The following is a 12,265-nucleotide window of genomic DNA, read 5'->3' on the forward strand; positions in this document are numbered from 1 at the left end:
GCGCGTGAAAAGGCCGTGGGGTCGCGATTTCGCAGTTATGCCGACGCAAGCTGGAGGAGGCTTGCGTCGGTGATCACTCAGAAGTGGTAGGTGGCACGGGCGAAGAAAGTACGGCCCATTGGGTCGGCATACCGTGGATCGAAACCACTCTGGAAGTTATAGGCCTGATTGGAGAACGGCGGATTGCGATCGAACATGTTTTTCATGCCCACATCCAGGTCGACGGTTTTGTTGAAGGTGTAGCCCGCAGACAAGTCCCACAGGGTGTAAGAGGCCACTTTGGCATGGGTGCTTGGGTCGTAGTCGTTGTAGCCGCTGGTGAAGCGGTTAACCAGCGAGGCACGGTATGGCCCCAGGTTCCAGGTGCCGTTGAGCACATGTTTCCAGCGTGCCACCACCCCGGTGCCTTCAAAGTCACCGACGTTATCGGTGTACGTACCGCCGATCGTGCTCTGGAAGTCATAGCGGGTGACGTAGGTGCCTTGCAGGCCCAGGCCGAATTGGCCGTATGGGGTGTTGGGGAAGCGGTAGTCCATGCTCACGTCAATGCCGCTGGTTTTGACTGCACCCAGGTTGGCGAGGCCGGTTTGCACGTAGTTAAGTGAACCGTCGGGGTTACGCACATAGCGGTCGGCATACAGCGCCGGGTCGTCAAATACGGTGGATTCCGGGAACTCGGCGATCTGGTTGGCGATGTGAATCCACCAGAAGTCCAGGCCCAGCGACAGGTCGCGCACGGGTTGATAGACGAAGCCCAGGGTCACGTTGCGGGCTTTTTCGGGCGAGAGCTGGGTGTTGCCGCCGGTGCGGTTATGGAACTGCTGGCCGCAATCGCGCCCGCTGTTGCCGCCCGGTTGCACCACGCCGCCGGCGCACAGCACCGGGTCGTTGTAGTAACCCTGGGTGTACGTGGTGTATTGGGGGTTGTACAGCTCATACAGCGACGGTGCACGGAACCCTTCGCTGTAAGCGCCACGTACCACCAGCTCTTTGACGGGCTGGTAACGGAACGAGTATTTCGGGTTGGTGGTGCTGCCAAAGTCGCTGTATTTGTCATGACGTACAGCGGCCGAGAGTTCCAGGCTGTCGAGCACCGGTACGTTCAGTTCGGTGTACACCGCCTTCACGTTACGGTCACCTTTGACGCTGCCGTCCGGGTCAACCCCCAGGCTGCTGACGTCAGCCGCATAGGCTTCGTAGCTCTGGTGGAATTTTTCCTGACGGTATTCACCGCCGATGGCCAGACCGGCCGGGCCTGCGCCGAACCAGTCACCGACCTCGCGGCTCATGCGCCCGTCGATCCCGCTTACACGGCCCACTGAGGAGGAGTATTGGCCGTGGTATTGGTTGGCGTCGATGTAGGCCTGGCCGGCCGACGTTTGTGGGCCGAAGGGGTTGATGATGCCGTCTGCGATGCCGTTGATCATGGCCGCATCACTGACATAACCCCCGGTCAGGCTGGAGATGACCTGGTTTTGGTTGTACGAGGCGCCAACGTTGTAATCCCAGCCCTTGACCATGCCGTCGAAGCTCAGCACCAGACGCTGACTGGTGTTCTGGTCTTTGGACTGACGACCGCCTGCGGCTGTTTCACGCCAGTTTAGGCCAATCGGCTGGCTGGGGTCGAAGGACGGATCGTTGGTGCCCGGCGTGATGCCGTTGCCGGGGAAGTAAGGCGAAGAGGGGTCCATCGTCAGGCCGAGCAGGGGGGCGGGCGCCACCGAGGTGGCGTTGTTATTTCGGGCCCAGAAGTATTCGAGGTTAACGTTGTCATCGTCGGTGAGCTTGCCGGTGGCCTTGCCGAAAAACGAGGTCTTTTCGGTTTCGGGCAGCAAGTCGATGTAGTCGCGGGTGTCATAGCGGCATACGCCCTGACGCAGTACCAGGTTGGCACCGCTGCAATTGCTGCCGGCCAGCGGGCTGGTGTTGATATTGCCCTGGCTCCAGTTGGCCGGGTAAGAGGTGCCGGAGGTTTGGTCCAGCCCACGGCCCGGCGCGTAGTTGGTGGTAAAGGTGCGGTCCTTACTTTGCAATGCGCGTTGTTTGTTGTAGCCCACCACGCCCATGACGTTGAAACGGTCTTTGTCCAGGTCGCCATACCCCCAACTGCCGCTGATGTCGTGGCTGCTGCCACCACCGCTGGCATCGGTCCCTTCGCCGCCCAGCGAGAGCGTGCCGTCGGTCAGGGATTTTTTGGTGATGAAGTTGATTACGCCGCCAATCGCGTCGGTGCCGTACAAAGCCGAGGCGCCGTCGCGCAACACTTCAACCCGGTCAATGGCCGCAAACGGGATGGTGTTCAAGTCAACTGCCGAGCCGTCGATGGCGTTGTTGCCCAGACGGCGACCGTTGAGCAGCACCAGGGTTTTGTTGGCACCAATGCCGCGCATGTCAGCGAAGGTCGACCCCCCGGTGGCAGAGCCAACGGAGCTGGCCGAGTTGCGGATCGACTGGTTACCGGTCACGCGTTGCATGATTTCAGCGGTGGTGGTCACGCCTTCATTGCGCAGCTGTTCGGCACGCAGAATGGTGATCGGCACAGCGGTTTCGGCATCGACCCGGCGAATCGCCGAGCCGGTCACTTCCACCCGTTGCAGTTGCGTGGTGGCGGGTGCCGCCACGGCATCTGTGCTGACTGTTGCGGTGCTCACCGCACTGCCAGAATCGTGCGCAGGGGCCGCTTCGGCTGCGTGTAACTGGCCAGCGCTCATCCCCAGAGCAACCAGATACAGCGGCACAAAACGATGGCGTTGCAGGCTCGCAACGAGCGGTTTGAGGGTAAAACCTGAACTCTTCATCTGCATGGTTATTTCCGACTTTTTCAGACGTTTATTGGAATGGCCTTGTGAGCCCTCATGACTCCAGTTGGGTTGTGTCGACCCTGGCAAAACACGTTTTTCAAGCCAGCCGCTCCCCTGCAAGGGCCAAAGAGCCCCTGCGCGACGTGGGTACTGCGTGGTTACAGCGATTGCACAGTGATCTCTGAAGTCGCTGCCAACGGCGGCGACTACAGGGGCGTTATTTGGCGGTCATCACCGAGATTTTGGTGATCCCCGAACGTTCGATTGACGCCATCGCTTTGGCCACCTGGCCGTAATTGACCCCCTCGTCTGCCTGAAGCTGCACGCGCACTTCGGGGTCCTGGTTTTTTACGTCTTGCAGGCTTTTTTCCAGCAGCTCGGGGGCCACCTCGTTTTTGGCCAGGTAGAACTTGCCGTCCTGATCGACGCTGACCACCACCGGGTCTTTCTTTTGCTGACTGGCCACCGCGTCGGTCTTGGGCAGGTTGATCTTGATCGCGTTGGTCATCATCGGGGTGGTCACGATGAACACCACCAGCAGTACCAGCATCACGTCCACCAGCGGGGTGACGTTCATTTCACTGAGTACTTCGTCGCTGTCCTGCGTTGAGAAAGACATCAGCTTGCCTCCCGCACCGGGGTGCGCTTGGTGGAAATGGCCTGGCGATCAACGGCGAAGGCGCTGCGTTGGGCGAGGGCGTCGAAGTCATGGGCAAAATCGTCCATGTTGGCCGAAGCCAGTTTCAGGCGACGCAGGAAGAAGTTGTAAATCAACACCGCCGGGACGGCGACCGCGATGCCGACGCCGGTGGCGATCAAGGCGTGGCCGATGGGGCCAGCAACGGTTTCAAGGCTGGCCGAGCCTGTAGCGCCGATGGTTTGCAGGGCTTCCATGATTCCCCAGACAGTGCCGAACAAACCGATAAAGGGCGCGGTGCTGCCGATACTGGCGAGGATGGCCTGACCGCTTTCCAGCGCGCGGCGTTCTTTCTGGATTTGCTGGCGCAGGTTGCGCTCCAGACGGTCGGAACGGTTGATGGTGTGGGCCAGCTGTTGGGTCGTGCGCGGGGTGTCATCGACAATCATGGCTTCAAAGCCGCTGTTGGCGATGCGCGCCAGTGCGCCGGGGTACTGGCTGGCGTGTTCGGCGGCGGTGAGCAAGTCCGGGGCGGCCCAAAACGCTTTGCTAAACAACTTGTTTTGTTTTTTCTGACGCAAGTACTGCGAAGACTTGATGAGCAATAGTGCCCAGCTCACCACTGAAAACAGCACCAATGCCCACAACACTCCAGGGACAATCATGGAAGACAGAGACTCGTTCATGGCTACACCTCACACGCGACTAAATGAAAGTAAATGTCGGCCCCTGAAGGGTTATGCCGGCAATTTGAAAGCGATGGTCTGGGTTGCAAAACCTTCAATGGGTGTATCCCCACGTTTGGCCGGGACAAACTTCCAGTTGCGCACGGCGGTGACGGCGGCTTCATCCAGCGCTTGCTTGCCGCTGGACTTGGTCACCTCGACCGTTCCGGCGCGGCCGTTGGGCAGCACCTTGATGCGCAACACCACCGTGCCTTCCCAACTGCGGCGCAGGGCCAGCGACGGGTATTCGGGTGGCGGGTTGCCGAGGCTGGCCAGGCCTGACACCGCGGCGGTTTCCTTGACCGGGCCAGGCGCTGCCGCAGGGGCCGCCGGCGCTGTTGGCACTGTTGGCGCAGTAGGAGCGGCAGGGGCTGGGGGCGCAGGTTTGACCGGCTGTGGTTTTGGCACAGGTTTAGGCTTGACCACCGGCTTGGGCTTTTCGATCGGCTTGGGTTTTTCTACTGGTTTGGGCGGCTCCTTGACCGCGTCTTCATCCTCCTGAGGCACTTCAGGCTCGGGCGGCGGGGGTGGCGGTGGCGGCTCTTCCACAGGCGGTGCAGGAGGGGCCGGGCTGGTAAGCTCGACGGTCATTTCCGGAATTTCGGGCGGGGTGATCACAGGTTCTGCTTGGGCTTGCTGGAACACCCACCAGGCACCGGCATGCAACAGCGCTGCCACGCCGATTAGCAGCAACACGCGCGGCGCACTCAACCCGCCGGGCGTTGAGGTGTTGGGCACATGGGGAATATGCGTCCATTGCTGCACACGCTCAGCGTCGAGTGGCGGCGCGGGCCGCGCTTTGTTCTTTACCTCGTCACTCATTAAGAGTCCCTCGACTAAAAGAAGGGCAATAAGGCTCCGTTCGCCCTTGCATGCAGGGACGACAACTGTCTTTAAAACGGTGATCTGCCAATCATGTCGATCCGTGATACTTCGCGGATCGACATGACTTAAGGGCTAATGGGATAAGACGTCATACAAACTCCTTGGTGCACGCCAACGCCAGTCATGACGCGTTATTTTTAGAACGTTAAATCCATTTCAATTTATTACTAGCAATGGCTATGCCAACAGTGAAGTTTAAGAAGGCTGGCGCCCCATTCATTGAACAATGCGCCAGCCTTTTAATAAAAAGTACAGGAGCAAACCTTAAGACTTCTGCACAACTCGCCTCGGTTTAACCCGGCGAACTGCAAAAGACATACGCACACTTAATTAACATTGTTAGACAATCATACGAGCGGCTTAAGGGGGGTTGTTTAATGCACCAAAGTGACCAGTTGCTGTATGAAATGAGTGCACTTTTATGCGCGTGATAATTACAGCGTGAGCGTCAATGCACTGAAGAGTGCGCCGGGCATTACATAACGGCTGACCTCGCGGCGTTCATAGGTGCTTGTCGTAGTGAATAACGTCTGTTCTCGGGTCAGGGTCAGCAAGTTGGAACCCGGCATGCTGTACAGCGTGACATCCCGGTGAGGCGCGCGGCGCTTTGATCCGAGGAGTTCAGGTACCACAGATTACTGATGTACAGCGCCGTGCCGAGTGCGTTCAGCACCTCGTCATCGAGTAAGTCGCCAGGTTAGATGTTCGTCGCTGATAGGGGGTGGCTCGATGATATTTCGGGTCACGGCCATGTGGTGCGTGTGCTGCTCTACCAGGCGTAACGACAAAAAATTGGAGGCGTGTGCATAGCGCTGCATGAACTGTCGTAAAGACGACTGTGCGTCAGTCATGAATCTAATGTTCTTGTAGTTAATCACCCTGCGGTACAGAGACGCGCGTAAGGAAACCGAGTACGCAGGGAGTCATTGATTAAAGGCCGGTAATAAGAAGATCGAGCAAGTCTGGCCATCTAAAAGAGCAAGATGTGCGCCAATAAGTGGTGCCTTAGTGCACGTTTCATGTGGCAAGAATCATTAAGAATGAGGGCGCTGTGCTTTCACGTGCTATCGCCTCTCGATAGCGCGTGAAATAAGAGGGCGCGAGGTTTAACGTTCATGACTCTTGAGTCACTAAGTTGTCCTGTACTTGATCGTCAGTTTCACTGAGAAGTCCATCCGTCTGGCGTTGCCATAATCCGAAATACAAGCCACGGCGTTCAAGGAGTTGCCCGTGGGTGCCGTCTTCAATGATCTGACCTTTGTCCAGTACGACAATACGGTCCAGGTGCGCGATGGTGGACAGGCGATGGGCGACAACCAGCACGGTTTTGTCCGACATGATGTCGTCGAGGCTGCCTTGAATCAGGCTCTCGGTTTCTGAATCGAGGCTTGCCGTGGCTTCGTCGAGCACCATGATCGGTGCGTTTTTCAACAGTGCGCGGGCGATGGCGATGCGCTGGCGTTGTCCTCCTGACAGTTTGACCCCGCGCTCGCCGATCAACGCGTCATAACCCTCAGGCATTTGCAGGATGAATTCGTGGGCGTGGGCGCGTTTGGCCGCGAGGATGATGTGCGACTCGCTGGCGTGCACGTCGCCATAGCCAATGTTTTCGCGCAGTGAACGGTGAAACAGGCCCGGCTCTTGGGGGATGAGCGCGATGTGTGTGTGCAGCGATTGTTGGGTCATGTGTTGAATGTCCAGACCATCGACTTCGATCTTGCCGCTCTGTGGATCGTATGAGCGCAGCAGCAGGTTGAGTAACGTCGATTTACCCGAGCCCGAAAACCCGACAATGCCCACGCGTTGCCCGGCGCGAATGTCCAGATTGAAGTGTTTGAAAATTGGTTTGTCGGGGCTGTAGCCGAAATTCACATCACGAAAGTGAATCGAGCCTTTCTCGATGCGGGCAGCTTGCGCGCCGTGCTGATCCGGCATTTCGTGGGGTTGCAGCAGCGTATTGATGCTGTTTTCGATGTTGCCGATGAACTCGAAGAAATGCATGAACTGCATGCTCAGAAAGCTGCACTGCGCCACGATCATCAAACCCAGTGTGGCGACCATCACCAGTTGCCCGACATCGATTTTGCCCAAGTGCCACAGGTACAAGGCCAAGGCGACCAAACCCACGCGCAACACGATGGACAGGCTGTCTTGCAGCAGGCGGATTTTCTCCTGATAAAAGAAGGAGCGCTGGGCTGCCTGTTTCTCTTCTGTCTGGTAACGGGTCAGGTAATCGAGTTCAAACCCCTGACGGGCGAACAGGCGGATGCTGCTCAAGTTGCCCACGGCGTCGACGATTTTGCCGGTGGTCACGCTGCGCGCTTGCGCGTGATTGCCAGCGAGCACCTGGGCTTTGCGCGACAGCACAAACGCCAGCCACGAATAAGCGCCCACCCACAGCAACAAGCCCAGGCCCAGCCACGGTGATGCCAGGGTCAGCAATACCAGGCTGGTGACCAGCACCACCAGAATCGGCAGCATTTCCACCACCAGCGACCAGGTGATTTCCAGCAAACCGATGCTGCCTTCACCGATACGGTGCGCCAGGCTGCCAGCAAAGTGCTCGCTGAAATAACGCGGCGAATGGCGCTGCAAGTAGGAAAAAAGGTCGCGGATAATGCGTATTTTTTGCTGCGGGCGAACCATGATCATGCACAGCGTAGCGCCGCGTGCGAACAGCATTTGCGCTACCGCGAGGCCAAGCAGTAAGCCCAGCGCGGGCAGGCTGGCGTGCCACACGTCAGCCTGATCCCAGGCGCCATCGCTGACGGCACCGGTAATTTGGCCGATGGCGTAGGGCATCAGTGTCGCGGTCATGGCAGCCCCAACTTGTAACAGGGCAATGCCCCAATACCAGCCGGGATACAGGCGAATGTAATGCCACACAAAGGCCCACGGCTGTTTGGGTGGAAGGGTGATAGCGTCAACTTCAGACATGACGGGCTGCCTTCTTTTTTGGAGCAAAAGGAGTCGCGTTGGCGGCGCGATAAAAGGCGCAGCCAAAAACGGGCTGAGGGTCAGCAAACAGTGAGTGCGTATCGCTGGCGCCCCGGCATAAACGCGGGCGTCAGCGCAGCGTCAGGCTAAGTGTCGGTGCCCGGACACGAATGCCATACCGGCAGACGCAAGGCGACAAACAGGGCGGGGGAAGGGGCGGTGGTTGAAACTGTGCACGCATCCGACATCGTTCATATTCCTTTATAACAGCCGCTTATTGACGTGACTTTTGGTCCGTCATTGCACCGAATGTGGACGGCGTTACCGTCCGTGTTCGCAATGGGTGCGGGTTGCGCACGCGGGAGGGGTCATTCCAGCCGAATAATTGCGAACGCGGATTTACAAGAAAAAAGTGTGCCAGTTTGTGTCAAAGGAAATGTAAAGATGCAGCGCGGCTGATCGTAGCCGCGCATGACGGTTGGCGCCGACCCGCTGTTGCAGTGTTACCCCACGCTGATCAGGCTCTGGCGGCAATGCAGGGTCAGCCGGGCACCACCGCTTTCGCGGTTATCCACCTCCAGGCTGAAACCGTGCAGGTTGACGATGGCAGCCACAATCGACAGGCCAAGGCCAAAGCCGCCATGTTTGTCGTCACTGCGGTAAAAGCGCTGGAACACCGCCTCACGTTCTGCTTCTGGAATGCCGGGGCCGGTATCGAGCACTTCAATGCGCGGGCTGGCGTCATCGTTGACCGCGCGCAGAATCACTTGACCACCCGGCGGGGTGAATTTGATCGAATTGCTGAGTAAGTTGGCCAGCGCTTCAAATAACAATGCGCGGTCGCCGGTCAGGCCGGGCAGGCTGGCAGGCACGTCCAGCAGCAGCGTCACCTGGCCTTCTTCGGCCAGCGGCAAGTAAAAGTCATACAGCTCTTGCAGCAAGGGCAGTGGGTCTAGTTGCACAAAACCTGAGCGCCGCTGATGGTCTTCCAGTTCTGAAATGCGTAACAACCCGCGAAAGCGCGCCATCAACGTATCGGTTTCAGCGATCACCTGATCCATTTGCAACGCTTGGGGTGAGCCTTCGGGCGCCTGCTGTTGAATGCGGTACAGTTGCGCACGCAGCCGGGTCAGCGGGGTGCGCAAATCATGCGCGATGTTGTCACACACCCCTTTGACTTCATGCATCAGCCGCTCAATGCGGTCGAGCATGGCGTTGACGATGGCCGCCAGCATGTCCAGCTCGTCACGCCGGTTCGACAGCGGCAACCGATAAGTCAGATCACCCGCCACGATGGCTTCGGCACTGGCCTGGATGGCTCGGATGCGTTGCAAGGGCCGACGCCTGAGCAAATGCCAGCCCGCGATGCCGGGCAGAATGGTCAGTGACAATCCCCAAAACAAGGCATGCAAAATGATCCGCGTCACCGCGAACAATGAGCCGTTGTCGCGCACCAGCACCAGCCAGCGGCCATCGTTGGTCTGGGTGGCGACGGCGTCGCAGCTGTCTTGCGGCAGGTTGGGATCGTCGGCGTCGATGCAGGTGCGCAGCTCGTGGATCTGGCCATCGAGCGGCAGGTCATCAGGGATGACTTGAATCGGACCGCTGAGGGGGCGGTGTTGCGCATCGAACAGTCCATAGGCATCAACTGTTCGCATATCGAACGTCAGGCTGGTGGCCAGCGCTTCATCCAGTTGCTCACCTTCAAAGCGCGAGAACAGGTGCTGGCGCTGCATCAAGGAGTGCTTGGCCAGATTAGCGAGGTAGTGCGACACCTCGTAATACAGCACGCCCATCAGGATGCAGCTCCAGGCCACGAACAGAAAACTGTACAGCGCCAGCAAGCGACTGCTGGAAGAACGCCAGCCCTTAGAGGGGTTCGGCAATGACATAACCCGAGCCTCGAACGGTGCGAATCAGGGGCACCTGGCCCGGCGGATCGATTTTTTTGCGCAGACGGCCAATGTGCACGTCGATCAGGTTGGTGCCGGGATCAAAGTGATAACCCCACACTTCTTCGAAAATCATCATGCGCGAGAGGATTTGCCCGGTGTTGCGCATCAAAAACTCAAGCAGTTTGTATTCCGTGGGCAGCAGGCTGAGTTGTTGCTCGGCGCGGCTGGCTTCACGGGTGATCAGGTTGAGTTCCAGATCGGCGACGCGCAGGGACGTTTCGTATTTGTCGGCCGGGCTTTTGCGTCGCAACAACACTTCAACCCTGGCGGCCATTTCGTCGCTGGCGAACGGTTTGGTCAGGTAATCGTCGCCACCGGCCCGCAACCCGCGCACACGTTCGTCGACATCGGACAGGGCGCTGATCATCAAGATTGGGGTGCTGACACCAATGGTGCGCAAGGTGGTGACAATCGCCAACCCGTCCAGCTCGGGAAGCATACGGTCGAGGGTGATCAGGTCGTAATCGCCACTTACAGCGCGCACCAGGCCTTCACGGCCGTTGTCGACCCAATCGACCTCCAGGCCGTGGCTGCTCAGTTCAGCCACGATTTCTTTCGCCGTTACGGCATCGTCTTCAATGGTCAAAATGCGGGTCATACCGTCACCTGATAAGCCTTCACAGCGGTGAGCACATTTTGCCCACAAAAAGCTGAAACGTTTCTTAATAATTCTTCATGTTCAGCTTCGCGGCAGGTATGTCGGCGCGATGGTTGACCCGCACAGCGTCTTTTAAAGCGGGCGCGTGATCAGCGTCATCTGTGGAATCGGCTTGCGCATCAGGGTGCCTACCACCAGCGCGCCGAGCAATCCCAGCCAACCGGCGACCCACAACACCACGCTGAACCCGCTGACAAACGCCTGCGTCGCCAGCGTCTGAACCTGTGGCTGCACAGCATCGGGCAGTTGGCTCAAGGCCCCGGTCATGTCCCCGGCAGCGACTCGCGAGGCAATAAAGTGGGTTTGCCCCACCCATTGCGACGCGTCCACTTTCAAGCTGGCATGCAGGTTTTGCTCGGTGTGTCCGCCCAGTAATGCCCCCAACACGCCGATCGCCAACACGATGGCGCTGAAGCGCATGGTGGTGCTCATGCCTGACGCCATGCCCACCCGGTCGCGCGGTACACAGGCCATGATGTTTTTTTGCGTATCGCCATTGAGTAGGCCTGCTCCGGCGCCAGTCACCGCGGTGGTCAGCGCGAAACTCAAATACCCGCCGTGCTCCACCGCCCAGGCGCTCAGCAGGTTGCCGCAGCCCACCAGCGTCAAACCCGCTGCCATCATCGTGGCGGGGCTGTAACGTGAGGCCAGGCGGGCGCCAATGCGCGGGCAAATCAACATGGTCAGGGCAAAGGGCAGCATGCCCAAGCCTGACAGGACGGCACTGAACCCCAAGCCGTTTTGCAGGTAGAACGGCAGCAGGGTCATCATCACTTGGGCACAACCGGCGTAGGCGAACATGCCAAGCAAAGCGCCGATAAAGCGCGGATGACGGAACAGTTGCAGGTCAATCATCGGGCGCTTTTGCAGGGACTCAACCAACACAAAGACGCCCAGTAGCATCAGCCCGCCGAACATCCGGGCGTAGGTCAGCGGGCTGTTCCAGCCAATGCGGTTGGCTTCAATCAGGCCCCAGATCAGGCACACCAGGCTGGCGCTGAAAGCCAGGCTGCCCCACGGGTCGAGGCGCGCAGACTGCGGGTCGCGGGACTCGGCAATCGCATGGGTAACCAGTGCCATGAGCAACAGGCCCACCGGCAGGTTGAGGTAGAAGATCCAGCGCCACCCCAGGTACTGGGTGATCAGGCCGCCCAATGTCGGGGCGGCGGTCATGGCCACGCCCATGCAGGCGCCCCAGAATGCCCAGGCTTTGGCCCGCTCCACCTCGTCATGGAACGCATGACCAATTGAGGCCAGTGCCGAGGTCAGCAGCAGTGCCGCGCCCACGCCTTTTACCGCACGGGCGATGTCCAGCAGCAGCGTGGTCGGCGCCGCCCCGCAGCCGATGGAGGCGAGGATGAAAATGCTTAAGCCCCAGAGCAGGGTCTTTTTGCGACCGAAACGATCGGCAATGCTGCCCGCAGGCAGTAGCAGTGCCGCAAAGGCCAGCATGTAGGCGCTGACCACCCACTCGATATCGACGAAATTGGCGCCTAAATCCTGAGCAATGCTGGGCAGGGTGACGGCGACGATGTTGGTGTCGAGCACGATCAGTGAACACACCCCTGATGCGGCCAGCAGGGTAAGACGTGGGCTGACGGCTTTCATGGCTGTTGCTCCCGGGGGGTGCGGCTCATTGCGTTGCAGGCAATGCACTGCACACGGGC

The 12,265-nt window shown here is 59.0% G+C and carries 9 protein-coding genes; all 9 read right to left on the bottom strand.

The window, feature by feature from the left end:
* Positions 1-77: 77 nt before the first annotated feature.
* Positions 78-2,804 carry a TonB-dependent receptor gene (locus TU86_RS16420; RefSeq protein WP_048365381.1) on the bottom strand — a complete coding sequence of 909 codons (2,727 nt, stop codon included), beginning with the start codon at positions 2,802-2,804 and terminating at the stop codon, positions 78-80.
* A 214-nt stretch (positions 2,805-3,018) separates the two neighbouring features.
* Positions 3,019-3,420, bottom strand: a complete 402-nt coding sequence (locus TU86_RS16425) for an ExbD/TolR family protein (protein WP_048365382.1) — start codon at positions 3,418-3,420, stop codon at positions 3,019-3,021.
* Positions 3,420-4,124 carry a MotA/TolQ/ExbB proton channel family protein gene (locus TU86_RS16430; protein ID WP_088500071.1) on the bottom strand — a complete coding sequence of 235 codons (705 nt, stop codon included), beginning with the start codon at positions 4,122-4,124 and terminating at the stop codon, positions 3,420-3,422. The genes TU86_RS16425 and TU86_RS16430 overlap by 1 nt, the downstream gene beginning before the upstream one ends.
* 51 nt (positions 4,125-4,175) lie before the next feature.
* Positions 4,176-4,985, bottom strand: coding sequence for an energy transducer TonB (locus tag TU86_RS16435; RefSeq protein WP_048365384.1), 810 nt, complete (start codon positions 4,983-4,985; stop codon positions 4,176-4,178).
* Between the two features lie 497 nt (positions 4,986-5,482).
* Entirely contained in the window at positions 5,483-5,617 is a 135-nt protein-coding gene (locus TU86_RS23725) for a hypothetical protein (RefSeq protein WP_420876378.1), read from the bottom strand.
* A gap of 544 nt (positions 5,618-6,161) precedes the next feature.
* A complete protein-coding gene (locus TU86_RS16440) occupies positions 6,162-7,985 on the bottom strand; it encodes an ABC transporter ATP-binding protein (protein ID WP_048365385.1) in 1,824 nt (607 codons plus the stop codon).
* 503 nt (positions 7,986-8,488) lie between these two features.
* Positions 8,489-9,877, bottom strand: coding sequence for a sensor histidine kinase (locus TU86_RS16445; RefSeq protein ID WP_048365386.1), 1,389 nt, complete (start codon positions 9,875-9,877; stop codon positions 8,489-8,491).
* The gene (locus TU86_RS16450) at positions 9,855-10,538 is read right to left on the bottom strand and encodes a response regulator transcription factor (RefSeq protein ID WP_048365387.1); all 684 of its coding nucleotides are present in this window, start codon (positions 10,536-10,538) and stop codon (positions 9,855-9,857) included. Before TU86_RS16450 ends, TU86_RS16445 begins: the two co-directional genes overlap by 23 nt.
* Positions 10,539-10,670: 132 nt before the next feature.
* Positions 10,671-12,206, bottom strand: coding sequence for an MFS transporter (locus TU86_RS16455; RefSeq protein ID WP_048365388.1), 1,536 nt, complete (start codon positions 12,204-12,206; stop codon positions 10,671-10,673).
* Positions 12,207-12,265: the final 59 nt, after the last annotated feature.

The sequence above is a fragment of the Pseudomonas weihenstephanensis genome (assembly GCF_001043055.1).
Taxonomy (GTDB): domain Bacteria; phylum Pseudomonadota; class Gammaproteobacteria; order Pseudomonadales; family Pseudomonadaceae; genus Aquipseudomonas; species Aquipseudomonas weihenstephanensis.